This window comes from Psychrobacillus glaciei, assembly GCF_008973485.1.
GTDB classification, from domain to species: domain Bacteria; phylum Bacillota; class Bacilli; order Bacillales_A; family Planococcaceae; genus Psychrobacillus; species Psychrobacillus glaciei.
The window spans coordinates 2,409,026-2,430,002 of sequence record NZ_CP031223.1 but is presented as its reverse complement, the minus strand read 5'-3'; the positions used below and the strand labels follow the sequence as shown (position 1 = coordinate 2,430,002).

General features: G+C 37.2%; 21 protein-coding genes and 1 pseudogene. All 22 read left to right on the top strand.

Annotated features, from left to right (window positions below; genetic code table 11):
* Nucleotides 1–246 precede the first annotated feature (246 nt).
* The 22 genes and pseudogenes from PB01_RS11350 (at nt 247) to PB01_RS11245 (ending at nt 19,954) form a co-directional block, all read left to right on the top strand.
* Nucleotides 247–984 (top strand): methionine ABC transporter ATP-binding protein, encoded by a 738-nt coding sequence (locus tag PB01_RS11350; protein ID WP_151700300.1) that lies wholly within the window; start codon nt 247–249, stop codon nt 982–984.
* Entirely contained in the window at nt 984–1,646 is a 663-nt protein-coding gene (locus PB01_RS11345) for a methionine ABC transporter permease (RefSeq protein ID WP_192797346.1), read from the top strand. Before PB01_RS11350 ends, PB01_RS11345 begins: the two co-directional genes overlap by 1 nt.
* Before the next feature lie 16 nt (nt 1,647–1,662).
* Nucleotides 1,663–2,496 carry a MetQ/NlpA family ABC transporter substrate-binding protein gene (locus tag PB01_RS11340; protein ID WP_151700298.1) on the top strand — a complete coding sequence of 278 codons (834 nt, stop codon included), beginning with the start codon at nt 1,663–1,665 and terminating at the stop codon, nt 2,494–2,496.
* 263 nt (nt 2,497–2,759) lie between these two features.
* Nucleotides 2,760–3,752, top strand: coding sequence for an LLM class flavin-dependent oxidoreductase (locus PB01_RS11335; RefSeq protein ID WP_151700297.1), 993 nt, complete (start codon nt 2,760–2,762; stop codon nt 3,750–3,752).
* Between the two features lie 300 nt (nt 3,753–4,052).
* Nucleotides 4,053–4,523, top strand: coding sequence for a MarR family transcriptional regulator (locus PB01_RS11330; protein ID WP_151700296.1), 471 nt, complete (start codon nt 4,053–4,055; stop codon nt 4,521–4,523).
* Between the two features lie 143 nt (nt 4,524–4,666).
* On the top strand, nt 4,667–5,911 hold the full coding sequence (locus tag PB01_RS11325; protein WP_151700295.1) for an MFS transporter: 1,245 nt from the start codon (nt 4,667–4,669) through the stop codon (nt 5,909–5,911).
* Nucleotides 5,912–6,280: 369 nt separating this feature from the next.
* Nucleotides 6,281–6,574, top strand: a complete 294-nt coding sequence (locus PB01_RS11320; RefSeq protein ID WP_151702039.1) for a PadR family transcriptional regulator — start codon at nt 6,281–6,283, stop codon at nt 6,572–6,574.
* The gene (locus PB01_RS11315) at nt 6,571–7,695 is read left to right on the top strand and encodes a DUF2812 domain-containing protein (protein WP_151700294.1); all 1,125 of its coding nucleotides are present in this window, start codon (nt 6,571–6,573) and stop codon (nt 7,693–7,695) included. The genes PB01_RS11320 and PB01_RS11315 overlap by 4 nt, the downstream gene beginning before the upstream one ends.
* A gap of 134 nt (nt 7,696–7,829) precedes the next feature.
* A complete protein-coding gene (locus tag PB01_RS21655; RefSeq protein ID WP_151700293.1) occupies nt 7,830–8,306 on the top strand; it encodes a serine hydrolase domain-containing protein in 477 nt (158 codons plus the stop codon).
* The gene (locus tag PB01_RS21650) at nt 8,257–8,757 is read left to right on the top strand and encodes a serine hydrolase (RefSeq protein WP_151700292.1); all 501 of its coding nucleotides are present in this window, start codon (nt 8,257–8,259) and stop codon (nt 8,755–8,757) included. The genes PB01_RS21655 and PB01_RS21650 overlap by 50 nt, the downstream gene beginning before the upstream one ends.
* Before the next feature lie 205 nt (nt 8,758–8,962).
* The gene (locus PB01_RS11300; protein ID WP_151700291.1) at nt 8,963–9,496 is read left to right on the top strand and encodes a sigma-70 family RNA polymerase sigma factor; all 534 of its coding nucleotides are present in this window, start codon (nt 8,963–8,965) and stop codon (nt 9,494–9,496) included.
* Nucleotides 9,496–9,900: a PadR family transcriptional regulator gene (locus PB01_RS11295; protein ID WP_151700290.1), complete on the top strand. Its 405-nt coding sequence runs from the start codon at nt 9,496–9,498 to the stop codon at nt 9,898–9,900. The genes PB01_RS11300 and PB01_RS11295 overlap by 1 nt, the downstream gene beginning before the upstream one ends.
* A 7-nt stretch (nt 9,901–9,907) precedes the next feature.
* On the top strand, nt 9,908–11,218 hold the full coding sequence (locus tag PB01_RS11290) for an FtsW/RodA/SpoVE family cell cycle protein (RefSeq protein WP_151700289.1): 1,311 nt from the start codon (nt 9,908–9,910) through the stop codon (nt 11,216–11,218).
* A gap of 46 nt (nt 11,219–11,264) precedes the next feature.
* Nucleotides 11,265–11,597, top strand: a complete 333-nt coding sequence (locus tag PB01_RS11285) for a hypothetical protein (protein WP_151700288.1) — start codon at nt 11,265–11,267, stop codon at nt 11,595–11,597.
* A gap of 74 nt (nt 11,598–11,671) precedes the next feature.
* Nucleotides 11,672–12,193, top strand: a complete 522-nt coding sequence (locus PB01_RS11280) for a GNAT family N-acetyltransferase (RefSeq protein WP_151700287.1) — start codon at nt 11,672–11,674, stop codon at nt 12,191–12,193.
* A gap of 196 nt (nt 12,194–12,389) precedes the next feature.
* Complete coding sequence (locus PB01_RS11275) at nt 12,390–12,836, top strand: phosphotransferase (protein WP_318837554.1); 447 nt, start codon at nt 12,390–12,392, stop codon at nt 12,834–12,836.
* 568 nt (nt 12,837–13,404) lie between these two features.
* A pseudogene (locus tag PB01_RS11270) lies at nt 13,405–13,764 on the top strand (NUDIX hydrolase); the annotation flags it as partial.
* 4 nt (nt 13,765–13,768) lie between these two features.
* A complete protein-coding gene (locus PB01_RS11265; protein ID WP_151700284.1) occupies nt 13,769–13,966 on the top strand; it encodes a hypothetical protein in 198 nt (65 codons plus the stop codon).
* Nucleotides 13,967–14,026: 60 nt separating this feature from the next.
* Nucleotides 14,027–14,296 carry a hypothetical protein gene (locus PB01_RS11260; protein WP_151700283.1) on the top strand — a complete coding sequence of 90 codons (270 nt, stop codon included), beginning with the start codon at nt 14,027–14,029 and terminating at the stop codon, nt 14,294–14,296.
* Between the two features lie 105 nt (nt 14,297–14,401).
* Nucleotides 14,402–15,877: a protein adenylyltransferase SelO gene (locus PB01_RS11255; RefSeq protein ID WP_151700282.1), complete on the top strand. Its 1,476-nt coding sequence runs from the start codon at nt 14,402–14,404 to the stop codon at nt 15,875–15,877.
* Between the two features lie 1,990 nt (nt 15,878–17,867).
* On the top strand, nt 17,868–18,941 hold the full coding sequence (gene rsgA / locus PB01_RS11250; protein WP_151700281.1) for a ribosome small subunit-dependent GTPase A: 1,074 nt from the start codon (nt 17,868–17,870) through the stop codon (nt 18,939–18,941).
* The gene (locus tag PB01_RS11245) at nt 18,938–19,954 is read left to right on the top strand and encodes an aminoglycoside phosphotransferase family protein (protein WP_151702038.1); all 1,017 of its coding nucleotides are present in this window, start codon (nt 18,938–18,940) and stop codon (nt 19,952–19,954) included. The genes rsgA and PB01_RS11245 overlap by 4 nt, the downstream gene beginning before the upstream one ends.
* The last annotated feature ends 1,023 nt before the right edge of the window (nt 19,955–20,977 follow it).

Sequence of the window (20,977 nt, the reverse complement as noted above, 5' to 3'; positions counted from 1 at the left end):
AAAATCGTTTTAGAAACGGTTTTGGGTCATTTTTACTTAGTGCTTGGTGTCAAGAACCCAAACTATTCAAAAATACGTTGGTTACAAGTTCCAAAATTAATATTACTATTATTAGGTAACTGTAACTGTAACTGTAACTGTAACTGTTACTAAAAAAGATTTATCTTATTTTTCAAAAGAGAATAATAAATTTTCCTACTTTGTTTTTAGTGGTATATTAATCGTTGGAGAAAAGGGGGTTTTAGATTGATAGAACTCATTCAAGTTGAAAAAACTTTCCAAGATGTAAAAGCAGTTCATCCTTTATCATTAACGATTACTAAAGGACAGATTCATGGCATTGTTGGAACGAGTGGCGCCGGAAAATCGACTTTAATTCGTTTAATGAATCTTTTAGAAAGACCTGATAAAGGTACAGTAAGAGTAGGAGAAAAAATTCTTACTAATCTATCCGAACAAGAGCTACGTAAAGCACGGCAAAATATAGGAATGATTTTCCAACAGTTTCAGTTAGTTCTTAATCGAACTGTCGCTGAAAATGTTGAGATGCCGCTTGAAATAGTTGGTCTTTCGAAAAAAGAACGAAAAAAACGAGTCGATGTGTGTCTACAATTTGTTGGGCTTTCTGATAAAAAAACTGCTTACCCTTCTCAATTGAGTGGCGGTCAAAAGCAACGGGTTGCAATAGCACGTGCTATAGCAAATAATCCGTCCGTTCTATTATGTGATGAACCAACATCTTCTCTTGATCCAAAAACGACAATAGAAGTGTTGCAAGTGCTCCGTCATATTAAAGAAACGTTAGGTGTAACAATTGTTATCGTTACACACGAAATGGATGTTGTGAAAAGCATCTGTGAACACGTTTCGATTATGAAAGACGGCAAACTCATTGATAGCTTTAAAATTGAACCTCAAGGCTTACTAGTAAATGAAGAACAGTACATAGAAGACTTAAGAAAATTTGCAGTGGTGACTAATTGATGGAAAAAATTATCGCTTATCAATCAGACATTTGGATTGCAATCGGTCAGACATTTACAATGGTTGGTTTTTCTATACTAGCCGCTGTCATTGTTGGATTACCTCTAGGCACTTTTCTTTACTTAAGTAGAGGCGGAAATTTGTATGAAAATAAATGGCTATTTTTCCTCTTAGATGCACTTGTAAATATTATTCGCTCATTTCCATTTCTCCTTCTGGTTGTTTTTTTAATTCCATTTACTCGTTTTGTCGTCGGAACAGCGATTGGTACAATTGCTGCCACTGTACCTTTAACGATTATTTCGATTGCTTATTATGCAAGGTTGGTTGAACAATCGTTGTTGGATGTCCCTAGAGGAATTATCGAAGCTGCCATTTCAATGGGTGCAACGAAATCACAAATCATTTTCAAATTTCTTTACAGAGAGGCACGTTCTGGGCTTATTTTCGGATTAACGACCGCGACAATTAGTTTCATTTCCTACTCAACTGTTATGGGGATAGTAGGTGGTGGAGGTGTTGGGGATTTTGCGATTCGCTATGGCTATCAACAATTCGAAACAGGGCTTATGACCTTCACGATAATTATGATGATAATAATCGTTCAAGTAATACAACTTACTGGAACAAAAATTTCAAAGAAACTAGATAAAAGATTTTAAAAAAGGGGCAAACACAATGAAAAAACTACAAACATTTTTTCTTGTTTCTGTTTTGGCTTTTGTACTTTCTGCTTGTGGAAAAGATACGAATGTTACACCAAGTACAACAGATAATTCGAGCAAACAAGAAGAAACAAAAATTAAAGTGGCATCTTTAATTCCACCTATGACGGATATGCTAGAAATTGTAAAACCATTACTAAAAGAAGAGGGCATTGACATGGAGATTGTTATTCTTTCGGATAACGTTCAACCAAATAGTGCATTAGCCGCTAAAGAAGTGGATGCTAACTTTTTTCAACACCCTTCGTACATGGAGCAATTTAACCAAGCGAATGGTTCAGATTTAGTTGCTGTCCAACCAGTGTACCATGCGATTTTGGGTGCATATTCTAAAAAATATAGTAGTGTTGAAGAATTACCGGAAGATGCACAAGTCGCTATTCCAAACGACTCTGCAAACATTGCTCGCTCATTGCATTTACTTGAAAAAGGCGGCCTTATTAAGTTAAAAAAAGGTGTCGGTCTTAAGGCAACACAAAAAGATATTATCGAAAATCCGAAGAACCTCAAAATTATAGAAGTTGATTTATTAATGCTAGCTCGCTCAATCGATGATGTTGATTTAGTGACGATGCTCCCAGCATATGCAAAACCACTTGGACTAACGCCAGTGAAGGATTCATTAATCGATGAGGGTGAATCGGACTTTCCTATCTCACTTGTTGCTCGTAAAGACAATGCAGATTCTGAAGCAATTCAAAAATTAGCGAAACATTTATCTGGACCAGAAGTTCGTTCGTTTTTAGAAGAGAACTTCGCTGATATAGCAATTCCAGCTTTTAAATAAATAGCTTAAATATCTATAATGACCGTCATCCTTTAAAAAGAGTGACGGTCATTACTTTTATTCATGTATGTTTCTCATTTAGTCAATCATTAGTTGCGAAGTATCTTTCAGTTATTCCTTTCAATTGCGGTTTGGAGTCATTTTCATTTACTTTCTATTTTTAAACCGCTACATTTTAATTATGCAATGGAGTTAGTTAATTAAGCCAAGGTTCAAAAAAATGGTAGCGGAACTATACATAAATGAGAAAGGATGTTACAAAAATGAGATTAAGTGTTCTAGATCAAGCGCCAATTACTGCAGGAAATACCGCGGCAGGTGCATTAAAAAATGCAGAGGAGCTCGCTATTTTAGCAGATGAATTAGGCTATCATCGTATGTGGATGGCAGAGCATCATGGAACTGGTGCTTTTGCTAGTTCTGCTCCAGAAGTAACTGCAGCGCATCTAGCGGCAAAAACGAACAAACTTCGCATTGGAACTGGTGGTGTTATGATGATGCATTATTCGCCACTGAAGCTAGCCGAAGTATTTAAGACACTTAGTGCCTTTTCTCCAGGAAGAATCGATTTTGGAGTTGGTCGTGCCCCTGGTGGGGATAATTATGCAATGTACGCGCTCTCAGAAGGTCGTCCTCCAATGGTCAATAATATGTATGAAAAATTAGCGATTGCTTTGAAGTTATTAGATGATGAAGTACCAGAAGAAAGTCTGTACAGTAAAACAGTCGCGACTCCAGCAAATATCGTATTACCAGAGGCATGGTTACTTGGTTCAACTGGAAATAGTGCAATTCAAGCAGGTAGATTAGGTCTAGGATATTCATTTGCTCAATTTTTCCAAGGTGGAATGACACCAGCGATTCTAGATACGTATCGTAGGAATTTCAAGCCTTCTGCGTTTATGGAGAAACCAGAAATTAACGTAACATATTTAGTGACAGCTGCTGGAACAAAAGAAGAGGCAGAGTTCGAAGCATTACCACAAGACATTGCACGTTTATCGCTAATGAAAGGTCAAATTCACAAAATATTAACGCCAGAAGAAGCACAAAATTATCCATTAACAGAAATGGATCGTATGATGATTCAAGAAAATCGTAAAATTCATTTAGTCGGTTCAGCAAAAGAAGTGGCTACGATTTTACAAGAAGAACAAGCACATTATGGATATGATGAAGTTATGATTTGTAGCATTCCGCATTCGCAGGAAAAAAGATTAAATGTGTACCGACTACTAGCGACGGAACTATTTTAATATGAAACGAGAAAGACATGCTTAGAATAGCGTGTATCAGACTGTAGAAAAAGTCTTAGTCGGACTTAAGTCTACAGTCTTGTTCAAGTGTCTTGACACTTGAACAAGACGTTTAGTGGAATGGTTTATTTAATTAATTAATATCAAATGATAACAGCGTTTATTTACTCAGCACTTAGAAGCTTTCAACTCTTTTTTTCACTAATAGCTAAATTTCTAAAATAACTATTTTAATATTGTTAAAAAAGAAACAAAAAATTAATATAATATTGTTAATACACGAGGGTGGGAGGACAGGCCATGAACAAAGAAGAACAGGTCATAATGGGTTTCAGGGACTTATATAACAAGATGGTTTGGCTTAATAAAGATAAGATGGAAGACAGTCTTAAGGGTTTTAAGTCTTCTGAAGTACATTGCATCGAATACATTGAAAGAAATGTAGATTCCAACGTGACAAAACTTGCGGAGTCCTTTTATATGACTCGCGGTGCCATAAGTAAAATGACTAAGAAGCTCATAAAAAAAGGTCTTATCGAAAGCTACCAGAAGTCGGATAATAAGAAAGAAGTCTATTTTAGGCTTACTGAGCAAGGGAAGGCAATTGATAAAATCCATGAGGACCTGCATAAAGAGTTTCAAGAGCGGGATAAAGCTATATTTGAGCAGGTAACCGAGGAACAATTTGACAGCGTGCTTAGCTTTGTGAAAAAGTATAGCAAGCATTTGGATGCAGAAATAAAGAAACAGGGTATAGATATTAAGTCGTGATAAATTTGAATAAAGAAACCACAGGCAGCCCAACTCTATTGAGAATAGGCTGCATTTTTTTTGTTGTAAATTTGTTGACTAGGAAACAAATAGGGGTTATTATTTTATTGACTAGGAAACAAAAAATCGAGGAGAGAATTTAAATGTCCATATTCAGATTACACAATGAACAAAACACAGAACAAACCATAGATAAACATGCTTTAATATTCGGTCTTATCTCTGTGTTTCTTTGCGGAATAAGCTTCAGTATCATATTACCTGTCGTCCCATTCTTAGTGCAGCCTTATACAAGTAATCCGGGAGAACAGGCTATAGTTGTTACGCTGTTGACCTCTATTTATGCAATTTGCGTGTTTTTTGCGGCCCCCGCTCTTGGAGCTTTGAGCGACAAATATGGTCGTCGTCCATTGCTCTTAGTCTGCCTTTTAGGTTCCGCAATCGGGTACTTAGTTTTTGGCATAGGAGGAGCTCTATGGGTATTATTTGCTGGGCGCATAATAGAAGGTATAGCAGGCGGGAGCATAGGAACTATCTTCGCATATTTTGCAGACATCATTCCTCCAGAACAGAGAACCAAATACTTTGGATGGGTGAGTGCGGTTATAGGTGTAGGCACTGTCATTGGCCCAACTCTAGGAGGATTACTTGCCAAGTTTGGTTATTCTGCACCCATGTATGTTGGAGCAATAATAACTCTATTGAATGTTGTTTATGGAATCGTATATATGCCTGAAAGCCTTGACAAGAATAATAGACTGAAAGAGATTACCTTTGCAAGGCTGAATGCATTTACACAGCTTTCAAACGTACTTTCCATGAAAAACTTAAAAAGACTACTTGTCTCAGCATTCTTGCTTTGGATACCCAACGGATCTTTACAGGCAGTTTTTTCACAATTTACAATGGATGCTTTCAGTTGGAAGCCTACACTAATCGGACTTATGTTTTCAATTATGGGCTTCCAAGACATCATTTCACAAGGTTTCATAATGCCAAAGCTTTTGAAAAAACTTAGTGAAAAACAAATAGCAATTCTTGGAATGATATCGGAGATTATAGGATACAGTCTTATTGCGCTATCTGCTTTGTTCTCATTCTATCCTCTTTTTATCGCAGGAATGTTTATATTTGGTTTTGGTGATTCGATCTTTGGGCCTTCATTCAATGGGATGCTCTCCAAGTCTGTTGACTCTAGTGAACAAGGAAGAGTTCAAGGAGCTAGCCAATCTATTCAGGCTTTAGCAAGAATAATTGGGCCAATCATTGGAGGGCAAATCTATGTATCATTTGGTCATGGTGCACCCGCTTTTATGGGTATGATCCTAATAGCAGCGGCAATACCAGTTTTATATAAGAGAACGCATGTAAAAGAATGGCAGACATGAAAGCCAATGATAAAACAAGAGACATAATTTTTCTCATATATGATAGCCTCCAGTAGTATTGTTTTTATTTCTCAAGTTAGATAAACAAACAACCTCCACAAGATTACCCAAAAAAATCGATCGTGAAGTAGCGCAGCCACTTCACGATCGATTACTTTAATGGTAATAGTGTAGCCAATGTTTCGTCCAAAGCACTTAGGAAATAGTAAAGATAGTATGCACTTAAAGGATGTTAGTATATTTTTCATTTTTCTGAATTAAATGACTGTGTATGTCACGACGTGATATAATAGAGTTGTGACATACCGAATTCATAGAAAGGAAGTGATCTGGTTGACAGTTGAAAAGACTATCGCATCCTATATTCCTATGACGGAAACTGCCTTTTATATATTATTATCTCTATCTGAACCAAGGCATGGTTATGGAATAATAAAACATGTGGGAGAAATTACACAAGGTAGGCTAGTTCTTGGATCTGGTACGATTTATGGTACTTTGAAAAAAATGCAACGGGATTACATTGTAAAAGTGTATGCAGATGAACGTCGAAAAATAATTTATGAGATTTCAGAAATAGGGAAGACATTAATACGCCATGAAATAAGCAGATTGAAGGAACTACATACAAATGCTTTAAAGTATGAGGAGGAATTCGAATGATCAAAAGGTGGAGGCCATTTTGGAGTTTTGATGTGGAGAAGACAGAATGTTGGTTATCCTCAAATGAATCAAATGGAAAAAGATTAGTTGATGTAAAGCTGTTTTCCAGAGTGTTTGTATTTGAAGAAACAGATACTAAGCAATTGGAGTATCAAATCATATTTGATAAATCTAAAAATAGCTTACCAAGTGGCTTAGTTGATTCTGGGTGGGAAGATTCTTTAGTAAAAGGAAATTGGAAATTTGTTCGAAATGGTAGAGAGACTATTCGAGCTTATCCTTCACGAGAAGGAATAATGAAGAGAAATAGAGTTCATTTACTTCTAATGACAGTGCTTTCATATCTATATGTAATTCAACTGTTTTCATTTATTATTGGTATGCTTACAGCTTTTTTTGCACCAGGCAAAGGAAATTTAGTAGCAAGTCCGTTGTGGTCTCTTACAATTCTATACTTTATACAAGTTATTGGAGTTATTATTTTCACCTTTTACATGACACGAAAATTGCGAGCATTCCAGCGTAAATTTTTTAGTAGTGTAGTTGTAAAGGGTGAATCTAATGAGGGAACGTTTTCAAAATGGCGATTTGGTTGGGTGTATGCACCAGATCTACTAGAAAACTGGTTAAGTAAGATGGCTGAAGAGGGGAATCATCTTGTTCGTGTAAATAAAAATTGGTCAGCATTCATTTTCGAAAAAGATACACCAAAACTTGTCTCCTATGTGCAAGACTTTCAATGGAAGAGGGACCCAGAGTATTTCGACTTCCATAAAAATGCAGGCTGGACGCTAAGATTCACATCGCCTTCTTGGTTAATCAATTACTCAATTTGGGAAAAAGAGTATACATCAAGGGAGATGAAACCACGTTTTACGTATAATTCGACAGAAATGAAGGCACAAGTGAGAAAAGTAATCATCGCGAGTTCAATATTGATTAGTTATTTACTTGCTATATGGCTTTTTGCCATATGGATTCAATTTTCGAACAATCAAGCATTTGACATAAACCTTATACCAATAATTATTAATGGACTATTAATTATTTCGTTGATTTCTCCAATCTTCATTTTGATTCGGACTTTTCTCTATGCTTTACGGATGCGAAAGAGTATATAACAGTTTACTAGGCTTTATTATTATGTATGAGTTTTCAACGATATTAAAAATAAAATCTAGATTCTAATACTAGAAAATATTTGCTAGTATAAAAAGTCTAGCCATCTTTACTATTGATTGGGGAGTCAAAGGATATGGATAAAAATGTAATGCATATATTAGAAAAGAAGCTTAAAAGTGTAAAAATTGAAGGTTTTATTATTAATCAAGGGGAAAAAAATGTTTTTGAATACCTAAAGAATAAGAAAGTGAAAGAAAAGCCGTCTAAAGTCTATTCTATTACGAAAAGTATTGTCTCTATTTTGATTGGTATAATGATTGACAAAGGCTTGATTCAAGATATCCATTCTCCTATTTATAACTATTTTCCGGAATTAATAAAATCCAGTGAAAAAAGGAAAAAAGAAATTACAATTTTTCATCTCCTAACAATGACCTCGGGGTTTCAGGTGAAAAAATTTCAAGGATCGAAAAACTGGGTGAATTTTATATTAGAACAGCCGATTATACATAATCCAGGAGAAATATTTCAGTACAATTCTGGGGACTCACATTTGCTAAGTGCTATTATTAATAAAAATTACGGGAATTCCTACAGCTGTCTTTGCTGAGGAAAATCTGTTCGCTCCATTGGGAATAAAAAAGTATACATGGGTTAAGGATCCACAAGGTATTAACGGTGGTGGTTTCAGCATTTCCATGAATATGGAGGACATGATGAAAATTGGATTGTTACTTTTAAAGTATGGAAGATATGCTTCTAAACAAGTAATTTCATCAAATTGGATTACAAAATCCCAGTCTCCGCAACAAGAAGTTGGTAATGGAGAATATGGTACATTCGGGTATGGCTATCAATTTTGGACATGTAATAGCAGTAATACTCAAAATCCGATTGATTATTTTTATGCTAATGGCATTTATGGTCAATATATTTTCGTTGTTCCCAAATTGAATATAGTGGCAGTTGCAAAAAGTCAATTGCAAAAAGATAATCAGTCACTACCAAGATTATATTTCGAAGAATTTCTTCGCAGTTTTGAAATACCAAGTAATCTGTGAATATTTAATTCTCATTAATGTCCAATCTACAATCATATTTATTTTTATCCTCTTTAGGTAGAGAAGTGTAAACAACCATGTTTTTATGGTGTGATCCACAACTACATGAAGAGGATATTTTTATGGGAATACTTTAAGAAAACTAATGCAAATAAAAAACCTTCTAATAGGGTACATCGTCTAATAAAAAGGGAGGAGGGATAATGTGGAAAAAATGTTAGAGGAAGCATTTGAAGTAGAAGATCAGGAAGCGCTAATGAATGAGATGATGAACAAATATGGTCAGGATATATTAAGGCTTGTCTATTCGTACGTAAATAACAAAGAAGTAGCGGAAGACTTGACGCAGGATATATTTGTGAAGTTTTATAAGTCACTTCATACATTCAAAGGGAAATCCAAGTTAAAAACATGGTTGTGGCGAATTGCTATAAATCATTCCAAGGATTTCCTGAAGAGCTGGTATAACAAGCATGTGATCATTGCCGAAGATAATACAGACATAAAAACAATGAAAGAAATGGTTGCAGATGTAATTATTCAAAAAGAAGCGGATGATCAATTAGTTTCTGCGTTAATGACATTACCTATTAAATACCGTGAAGTAATCTATCTCTTTTACTACGAGGAATTACTCATCAAAGAAATAGCAGTACTAACTGAAGTTAGTATGAACACAGTTAAAACGAGGCTCAGACGTGCCAAAGAAATTTTGGAAGAAAGATTGGAGGATCAGTAATGGATGAGCGTTTAAAATGTTTAAAAAAATCAATGGATAAAACATCATTTTCTAAGTTGAATTTTACGGAAAGACATCGCAAAGCAATTCAAGAAAGAATGTTTAATGCAGAAAATGAAGAGGCAATTTTTTTAGCAGCCTTGCAGCTTCTTGTTCAAGAGAAAACAGGTTACGAATTAGTAAAGCTTTTACGAGGAAGAGGAATGCGTAAATTTGAAGAAAATGAAGGGATTGTCTACACATTGTTGCATCAGTTAGAGCAAGATGGTTACTTACAATCTAGCTGGAACGACTCAAATGTGAAATATTATCGATTAAACAATAAAGGAACAAAACTATTAAGAAAATCTGAAAAACAATCTACAACTAAAACCTTTTCTTTCAAAAAATTAGTAGAGGAGTAAAATTTAAGTGAAAAATAGTAGTCAATCTTATTTAAGAGAAGTACAAAATCAAATCCTTTCAAAAGAAGCAAAGGAATTTGTTTTGGCTGAACTTAGTCATCATATAAAGGAAGTAAAAAATGAATGGATCAAAAAAGGATTAAAGGAAGCAGATGCAGAAGTAAAGTCAGTGGAGCAAATGGGAAGTCCAGTAACACTTGGTCAAAGACTTAACAAGCTTCATAGAACGAAAGTAGACTGGTTGATGGTTATTTTATTGGTAATCACTTTGGGCTTAAGTTTTTTACCGATACTATCCCTTGGAAATAATTTTAATAATGATTCGATGAATATGAGATATGATTCAACCCATAAAGCTATATTTGTTATTCTTGGTGTGATTGTAGCATTTGGAATGATGTTGATTGATTTTCGAAAGTTAGAAAAGCGCGGCTGGCTGTTTTACGTAATGGGAATGCTTATTCTCTTAGTATTAAGATTTTTTCCAACGCATTTTATAAATGGGCTTCCCCTTTTACAAATTGGGCCTTTAACAATTGACAGTTTGATGGCTATCCCATTCTTTTTTCTTGCTTGGGCATCTTTTTTCAACGATAAAAAGTTGAAGATGTGGCATTTGAGCATTTTGTTTTTTATCTCTAGTTATTTTATCTTTACTATACCTAGTGTTTCTACAGTTTACATATATGGTGTAATGGTAATTGTCATGTTTTGTTGGGGTCAATTTAGTTCAAAAACAATTTTATCGACATTAGGAGTAATCATTAGTTTGTTTTTAATTTTGAGTATCATGTTATGGCAAGTTTCTGCTCCTTACCAGAAATCCAGCTTGTTGGCATTTTTAAATCCTGAACGATATCCAGATAGTGAGGGCTATATGATATTGCTCCTAAAAGAGCTACTATCTAAAGCAGGCTGGTTTGGAAACTCTATGACAAATGACTTTATTCCGGCTGCTCATACTAACTTTGTTTTTGCAAATCTTACTTCCTATTTTGGTTGGCTGTTTGGGATTGCACTCGTAGTAATCCTTTCATTATTTATCGCAAGAATTGTTGTAATCACTCGTAAAATACATTATTCATACGGGAAGCTTCTTCTTATCGGCGCGGTTGCGCTTTATACTGTACAGCTATTTACTAATATCGCTATGACACTAGGGTTTTTCCCTTTAATTGCAATGTCTTTGCCATTTATGAGTTACGGATTAATGCCTACTTTGTTTAACGCATTCTTAATTGGTGTCGTGCTATGTGTGTATCGACGTAAAGATTTAGTATCGAGTGGTTTTATGACAAACGAAGTTCGTGTTAAATGATATACGATAAAAGCGACAAGAAAGAAGAATTGATAGGGGTGTCCTAGTGAAAAAGATTTTTTGGGGATTAGTTGTTAGCGTTGGTATACTATTTTCCTATTATTATCAAATGCCAATTATGACTGCCAATGAAGTGACAATAAAAGCAATTGAAATTCTACAAAAACCACCTGAAGAATGGAAATTTCCATATGTGGAGTTAAAGGACATCCCGCTAGAAAATATCCAAGTTCAGCTAACACCACAAGCAGGATTCTTGAACAAATTAGTAAATAAACAACAATGTGAATTAACGATAAAATATCAAGATTTAGAACCCACTCTTGCACTGGATGCATACACTGGAAAATTAATAGCTATATATGGTCCGGTGAGTTAAAAATTTCGAATTACTAGTGTTTCTACTATTGTTAAAGAACCAAGTGATAGATAAATTTCCAGGGGGAGATTGTTTTGAAGATACGAGAGGCAAAGTTGGACGATGCAGCTGGTATTGCAAAAGTTCATGTAGACTGTTGGAGAACTTCCTATCAAAATATTATGCCGAATGATTATTTAGAAATACTATCTTACGAGCAAAGAACGGAATTATGGATAAAGAATATTTCAAGAGAAGGAAATAATGTATTTGTTGCAGAAGACGATGAAGGACAAATTGTAGGATTTACGGATGGTGGAATAAGAGAAAATAATAACGTTGAAAACTCAGGGAATTTGACTACTATTTATATTCTTGAAACATATCAAGGAATAGGTATTGGAAAGAAACTGCTTCAAAAATTGTTTGCAGCTTGTGAAAAACTGCAATTTAGTACAATTTTTGTTGAGGTTTTAGAGAACAATAAGTCTAAAAATTTTTACGAAGCTGTTGGAGCTGAATTGCTTCAATCTGACAAGGTTAGAATCGCAGGAACTGACATTAATCTTTTAGTCTATCAATGGAGGGATTTTAGTCGTATATTGTCATCAAATTAAACCCCACCTTTCAAGGAAGGCAATGGACTGAAGAAAAATAATATCAAAGGATATAAAATGGATTTAAAAATAGGACTTAAAGAGATAAGTGAACTCAATTTAAATGAAACCTTTCATTTGGATTTTAACGAAATATTAGAAAAAATATTAAACAATATAGGATCAATTGATTCGGAGTTAAGAGATAAATTGATTTATTCTCTGTTCTACATTCGCTAAACTTATACTTGGAGATTACCATCAAGTTCAACAACTCCAACATATTCCTGAAGTATCCCTTCCTCATCCAGATGGACCGAGATTTATACAAATGGATTTTCGTTCAGCAAATATAATTTTCCAAAATAATCAAGTGTCAGGTATCGTTGATTTTGAAAGTGCCCGCGTTGGTTCGACGGAAATGGATTTTACAAAAATTAATCGTGATATTTTTATGAAAAATTCAAGGACACTAGAAACATATCAAATGGGTTACAAAAAAAATCGTCCACTAATAGATTTAGAAGTGGTATTACCATTTTATCGTTTTACCGATGCATTTAATTCATTTGGTTGGTGTAAAAAACGTGAAAAAAAAAAGTACCAGCAATTTTTTAATGAAAACTATGTTATTTTAAAATCTATTCTCATGAACGAAGGGTAGTTAAAATTAGAAAGGAGTTGCTCTCGTTGTATATACTATTTATAGGACCCATCCTTGCAGTTTTATGGTTTCTGAATTTTGTTAGGTTATTAGAAAAAATGAAGGAAAATAAAAATTATCACAATCAAAAATTGCTTGGTGCCGTTCTTACATTCTTTTTGGTGTTATCGATTATGTTATCTGTCAGTGTCATGTTTTGATAGTGTAGATCTTGAAACAAAGTTTCTATCATTTGTCTAAACACCATTTAATTAGCGATTCTTATGCGTCTCCTTTAATATTTGGAAAGCAGGTATTTTGAAGAGGAAGTCGAAGTTGTTAATTATAGTATTGTTCTTCACACATTCTCAAGATACCGACTTTGAAATAGCCCATTCTTTATTCTTCAGAAGAAATAACAGAAAACAGAAATTAAGACGACTTCAAGACAAAGATCAAGCAGAATCGATATTAAGATTTTGTAGGGGACAAAGCGATTAAGGGTTCAATTGAAAATCTTGAGCTGTTAAGTCGGCTCTTTTTTTATTGTATGAAAGGAGGATTAGCATAAAGGAAAAGAGTAGATGTTGGATATGTTCTTCTGATTGATGAACTTGAACAGAATGTATTAATGGTAAAAAACAAATGTACAGGGTCCTCTTACTATACGCCTCCAGGTCGGGCTGTGGAAAAGGGAGAAACGCTTATAGAAGGTGCCATGTGTGAAGTGAAAGAGGAAACGGGACATCCCGCTATCTTCTTTACTTTTGTCGGAAAGATAATCGGTGGAAAAATAGAAATATCTTTGCCAGAAGTAATTGAGGAAGTAACTTGGATAGATCTAAAACAATCAGAAAAAAATATACATATCTCAAGTGGATTTGAAGGATTACTAATGGACAGAAATTCTGTTCCATATATTTTAAGAGAAGTTGAAAAAAAGGGGTGATTACTTGAAATTTATTTTAAATTTAACTACTGCAATTGCATTCGGCTTTATTGGATTTTTAGTTTTTGGAGGAATAATTGCGTTTGTTGGCTATGAAGGAGCAGGTATTTTAATTGCAATTATTTTCATTATTTTATTGACGATCGTCATTAACCTGCTTATGAAAATAAACAACAACATAGAAAAATTAAATCAGAAATAATTCAGTATTGTTCTGGAGCTTTATGCTATATAGAAAACCAAGAGAAAAAGTGAGGTACTTTTGTTATCTGATATTCTATTGATCGATTTAAACACTAATCTATTAGAAGGTATTGGCAGTTATTGCCTTAGAAGTAAAAAGAAATCGGATGGATATATGAATAAAAGCAAATGGCTGAATGATAGACTTGAAGTAGGCTTTAGATATGTACAATTAGTTGGAAATAAAAAACAAGTGGGATTTATTGAGTATGCGGAAAGTGAGTATTCATCTATAGTAGTGCACGCCACGGATTACTTGGTAATACTTAGATTTACAGTTGGGAAATAGCGGATAAAAAAAGGATGTATATTGGTATCAAAGGGTATAATAAATTTGTAGAAACTTTGTTTTAATATAATAGAGAAAATATAGGCAATAGGAAAAGGTGATCCAATGACAAAAAGAAATGAAAAAGAAACAGAAACAGGATGGAATTTCGATAACAGTTATGCCCGTCTACCAGATCCATTCTTTACAAGCCTTAACCTTAACCCTGTGCATGCATCAAAGTTGGTTATATTGAATGATAAACTGGCAAGTTCTATAGGGTTGAACAACGAGGCACTTCAAAGTGACGATGGTGTAGCAGTTCTTGCAGGAAACCGGATTCCTGAGGGTGCCTCGCCGCTTGCTCAAGCTTATGCAGGACATCAATTCGGTCATTTCAATATGTTAGGAGACGGTCGGGCCATTTTACTTGGCGAGCAGATCACGCCTACTAATGCGCGTGTAGATATTCAGCTTAAGGGAGCAGGAAGAACCCCATATTCACGAGGAGGAGATGGCAGAGCTGCACTAGGACCGATGCTACGAGAGTACATCATTAGTGAAGCAATGCATGGATTTGGAATACCTACTACCCGAAGCCTAGCAGTAGTTACGACGGGTGAACCTGTCATCCGCGAAACTGACCTTCCAGGAGCAATTCTGACTCGTGTAGCTGCTAGTCATTTGCGCGTCGGCACCTTTCAATATGCTGCACAATGGGGCACGATAGAAGATCTTCGGGTGTTAGCTAATTATACATTACAACGACATTTTTCGGAGTTTTCCTCTGCTGCGGATCACTATCTATCTATGCTTAAGGAAGTGATCAAGCGTCAAGCGATGTTAATTGCCAAATGGCAGTTAGTTGGCTTTATTCACGGGGTGATGAACACCGACAACATGAGCATTAGCGGAGAAACTATTGACTATGGACCATGCGCCTTCATGGATGCCTATGACCCGGCAAGCGTATTCAGTTCCATTGATGTTCAAGGGCGTTATGCATATGGCAATCAGCCGCAAATAGGTGGATGGAATTTGGCGCGTTTTGCTGAAAGCCTATTGCCCCTGTTACATGATAACGAGGAAGAAGCTTTAAAACTTGCTCAAGATGCAATTCAAGAATATCCGAAGTTATTTCATTCCAATTGGCTAGCAGGAATGAAATCAAAACTAGGTTTATTTACTGAAGAGATGCAGGATGAATCACTTATTGAAGAACTTCTTAGTTTGATGCAAAAATATCGTGCGGATTACACAAATACATTCCGCTCATTAACTTTTAATAAACTAGAGGATACAGTTTTGTCCGGCAAGAAAGAATTTTCTAATTGGCATGAACAATGGCAAACGAGATTAAGTAGACAACAGGAATCGAAAGACTATGCATATCAGTTAATGCAGGACAGTAATCCAGCGATAATACCTCGTAACCATCGAGTGGAAGAAGCGCTAGCTGCTGCGGAGCAAGGAGACTTTAGTGTGATGGAGCGGCTACTCGAGGTTCTTTCAAATCCCTTCGCACATTCTCCAGAACAGGCTGCTTACTCCACACTGCCTGAGCAGTCAAACGATACTTACCAAACTTTCTGTGGGACATAATTTAAACAATGTTGCACATATGCTTGATAATATTGTGCGTGGCATCGGAACTTGCGATTTGCGACCTTGATCTTATGATTCTCCAAAAATTGCGCAATTAATTGGTGTCATCTCATGCCAAGTAAATCTTTATATAGAAAAAATGGTCACACATTACATGATGCGCACCACAACCTATAAAGGTAGCTGTTATCTAACCAAATAAGAAGGTATCTTACTAAAGCGTTTCCTAAACTAAAAATAAAAAAAGACTGATTGATTAAAATATCAGTCTTTTTTTATTTTGGCTATGTTAAAGGAAAAGGTTGATTTGTAGTAAAATAATATGGTAACACCTACCTATTTCTGATTAAATTTCCTTCATCTTAATTGGATATTTATGTCAAAATTTTTATGAGTTTGTGAAGATTTACACTTAAACTAACGCAGTAGCGCGACAAATTTTGTTATATGCACTAATGTGTGAAAAAACAAGGGATTTCTTCGGAAATCCTAACTTTATAACCGAGGATAGGAATGATAAAACCACGTATTTTGAAACTATCCCATTGATACTCTTGCATGTGTCATAATAGACAGATTATGGGGTCTGAAGCTCAGGTAAAGTCGGCAGAACAAAGGCTGAAGCCACTCCTCACGGAAAAGGTATGCCAATGGATATGTCGGATGGCTGAAAAACTAAATATGGTGAGAATTTTCTTACGGAAAAGAACAGACGAACTTCCGAATGTACGGGTCTAAAGTTAGAACATAAGGAAACTTGTGTACCATCCAACGATGGGGTGTGTGACGTGGAGTAAAAATTGCTGCTCTGAAACACGTTATACCGAACAATGGCGGTATCCAGCTCATAGGCTTACAGGAAGCACCTAAGTTTAGAAAAAGATAGCTAGGTTATAAGGTACTTGGAAAATAAGGAACGTTGGATCAAGGGCTGTCACCCGAAACGGTTGCTATAAGCTATATGGCGAAATGCATTTGTCCTTATGAGGGTAGGGGTACGACCAGTGAAACCTCTGTAATGGAGGTGGAGGAACAGCCCCAAGTCTAGCGATAGGTAATAATTATTTTTCAACTGTGCATTGCACCGGTCTGGTAAGAACGTGGGAAAATGATTTCATATAAGAATGATGCCACAGTGCAAGCTCTTCGATTAAGAGTAACTTGAAACTTATAATTAATAATACCATCGTTAGATGGAACGCGGAATGCTTGGAAACTGGCACGTTCCGTGTGGAATAGGGGAAAAGTCGGAGATAACTTCAAACGTTTACCTATTACTAACGTTTAGTTGAAGAAGTAATTTTGAAATATGTATAGAATTTAAATTAAATAAAGGAATATACTTTTTGGCGTTTTATTATACTTATGGAAGTTATTTAAAGTGTAACTAACCCGATGTATCATACAGAAATTGTTGAAATCGGTGAAGAATGAGGGTTTGCTGCTTGAATCTGAAAACCCATTGAGTAATTTTACTCAATGGGTTTTTTATTTAATATAGGCTTGAAGAATAAAAGTGGTGTGGATTTGCACTACCAGGGGCGTTTATTCATTAAAGGATTTACGTCGTTTTTTTGAATACTTTAACTAATAGCCCTACTTTATACTAACTTCCATATCTTCCAATAGCTGAATAGAGTGAATTTACAAAATAATGGATTCAAATAAGGATAATTTATGGTACAATTTCCCTTAGTGGATTTTGTTCCTGACACGAAGGGAGATGTGTTTTAATGGCAAATTCTACTTATATGGTGATTTGGTCTTAAAACTGAATAGTAGGCATACGCAAAAAAGCGGGAAAAAGCCCGTATTATTTGGTATGCCATTCAAATTAACCTTTCGACAATATTGCTGTTTGCAAGATACGATGAAGGTCGTATCTTTTTTGCGTCCTGATGCCGCGCGACAGCAACTTCTTTAGAGGCTGCTTGTCCGTGGCATTTTTGCGTCCAAAAAACAACATTAAAGGAGCTAACAAAAAAACATGATGGATTTGAAAACCTATGGCTACACAGAAGTAGAAGAAATTCCCGAAGGATTATTGCCCGGTAGGGTGACTGAGCTTCGGCGCGAGCGCTTCACGGTCGTTACCGAGCGCGGCGAAGTAACGGCTGTACTCAAAGGAGCGTTCTACTATAGCATGGAAACGCATGTAGATATTCCGTGTGTCGGTGACTTTGTTTTGCTGCACTACAACGAGAGCGGAGATTCTCTCATCGTTAAGGTACTGCCCCGCCGCTCTAAATTCTCACGCGCAGATTACTCAGGGCATGCCGCAGGCTATGCCAAAACCGTACGGGAACAGGTCGTTGCAACCAACTTTGACTATGTATTTATCCTTTCTTCTCTGAATTGGGATTTCAACGTTACCCGCATCATGCGGTACCTGACACAAGCCAGGCAGAGCAGTGCCCAGCCGGTCGTCATTCTGACCAAGGCTGATCTCGTTGAAGATTATAGCCTCCCACTCGCAGAAGTTACACAGAGCATCCCTAATGTAGCGGTTCACGCGATCTGCAGTCAAACAGGCCTGGGGTTGAACGAACTCGCCCACTACTTGATGCCTGGTAAAACAGTTGTCTTTCTCGGCATGTCTGGCGTCGGTAAATCATCTCTGCTCAATGCGTTGATGGAACAGGACGTAATGAAGGTTCAGGCGATCCGGGAAGTCGACAGCCGGGGGCGGCATACGACAACGCACCGTCAGCTGTTCATGCTCCCCTCCGGTACGATGGTCATCGATACGCCGGGTATGCGTGAGCTTGGGCTATTTGATGCCGACGAAGGCATACGCGCAAGCTTTACCGATGTGGAGGAATGGTTCCAGAAATGCCGATTTAGGGATTGCCGCCATCAAGCCGAGCCGGGCTGTGCAGTTCTCGTCGCGCTTGCCGATGGTTCGTTGCCGCTTGAACGGTGGGATCAATATGCTGCTCAGCAGCATGAGAACAAGTATGTACAGGACAAAACCAGCTACCTCATCGACAAGAGGGCTCGAAACAAAATGAACACCATGTGGAGCAAGCAAACGAAGAAAAATGGAGGATGGAAGAAATGATTATTAAATTGGAAACACTAATCTATGCCTTAAGCCGACGGTTCAAGAAGGATATCATCTCTGCCGACTGTCAAACCATGCCGTTACAGGGCGGAACTGTGGGAAGTGTGTACCAAGTAACGGGGATCGCGGAAACCGCAGATGGTGAAAAATTGCCGTACCGTATCGTGCTGAAAATCCAGAAGAAATGGGAGCGTTACGGCGATCCAGGATCATGGCGCCGGGAATATGATCTCTATGAGTCCGACTTAGGAGCAACGTTCTCAGATGCTCTCCGCTGGCCGACATGTTATCACGCCGAGATCAATACCGAAGAAAATGAATTCCAGCTGTGGCTGGAATATATCGATGGCGTAACCGGTTTAGACCTGACCGGTGACATGTATGAAGAGGCCGCGCTAGAGTTAGGGCGCTTTCAAGGAAAGCTGTATGCGGAGCAACCCGCCGTGCTGCAGAGCCTGACCAACCTGAGCCATCCGGATCTCATGAAGAATACGTACTTGCATTACAAGTCATGGCCGGTCGTCTACGATTATATACGATCGGAAGACTGCGAATTGCCCCTGCACGTACGGCAAATGCTCATCGACATCGATGAGCAAGCAGACGAGATATTCGCCCGTATTGAAAAAATGCCCCTCGTGCTATGTCACCGGGACTTCTGGGTAACCAATCTTATCTATGCTGACGGGAATTTTGCGCTTATCGATTGGGATACCAGCGGATGGGGCTACCTGGGCGAGGATCTCGCTAGCTTGATCGCGGATGAACCGGATATCGATAACATGGTCAAACACTACCAGCAATGCATCCCTGCGTATTACAAAGGCTTTTCGGAGTATGCGGATGTATCCCGAATCGCCGATCATTGTGTCTACGAGATAATCCTTCTCGTATTCGGGTACAGGCTTGTCGAGGGGTATCTCCACACAGAGGCTGAGGACGAGAAGACAAAGCATGTCCATACTCTCCAAAGAATCTATGAAATGAAAACCATACCCTTGATGGTTTAATAAAATTAACAGGCTATCACTTCAGCCTGTTTTGTGTTATCCCTAAGGGTCAATTTGGGTATTTTTGTATATCCACCGAAAAAGGGTATGCATATTCAAGATAAGGGCGCGATTGTTGAATAAGCGACACTTTTCTTCTTCAACTACCATGAAAATTAATTTCTTCAAGAAAAGAAAAATGACAATACTTAAGAAGACCCTGCTTAATCGTAAAAAAAAGAGGAGAGCGGATATTAATAAGTCTATTGATTTCGGTGGACTACTAGCATTGACTCCTCTAACGATTTTCATTCACTGTGGTGAAGCGCTGGTTTTTGCGCTTCATGGATGGCTAACGGGTGCTTTAGTTAAACAAGACCATCTTTTTCGATGGTCTATTTTTACGTCCAAAACATCAAGTAGATTTCGGCGTTCCATTGTGAAATGTTACACTTAAACTAACGGGCAGGTGTGCGGCCGAGCATAGGTCGTATCATATAGCGGGTGGGATTCCCGTCGAGAAAGAACTAGCCATTCACTCGTAGCGAGTCTTGGAGGGCTAATGGTAACAGTAGCCTTTAAGCGTAGACAGTTAGGTGGCGGGCCGAAAGCCAAATGGTTGAAGGGATTGAGCTCCATAATGTTAGTAAATCGAGAGGGCTGATGCCTTAAGCACAGCAGAAAGCTACATTTTATCCATCGTTAAAGGCAAGAAGGATAAAACCTCTCTGGAGTCAGAGACCATGGCACGTCACACATTGATATGATACGGCAACTCGGGAGACCCTACTGGTCTCTCCTTATAGAAGAGTATGGTGTACAAGCGATAATAAGCAAGGAAACCAAATGCCGTTGTAGGGAGTCGGACAGCAGCGTAGTACCTATGAAGTTGGGTAATGCCGATGGAGGAAAGGCTGCTACCAGGTTATCACCCTTACTAGTGACACATTTACTACACACAGAGGTAGAGATAATAAATGGAAACTAAACTATTAAGGATAGCAGAATAAGCAAATCTGATCGAAAGAGATTAGGTACATCTTG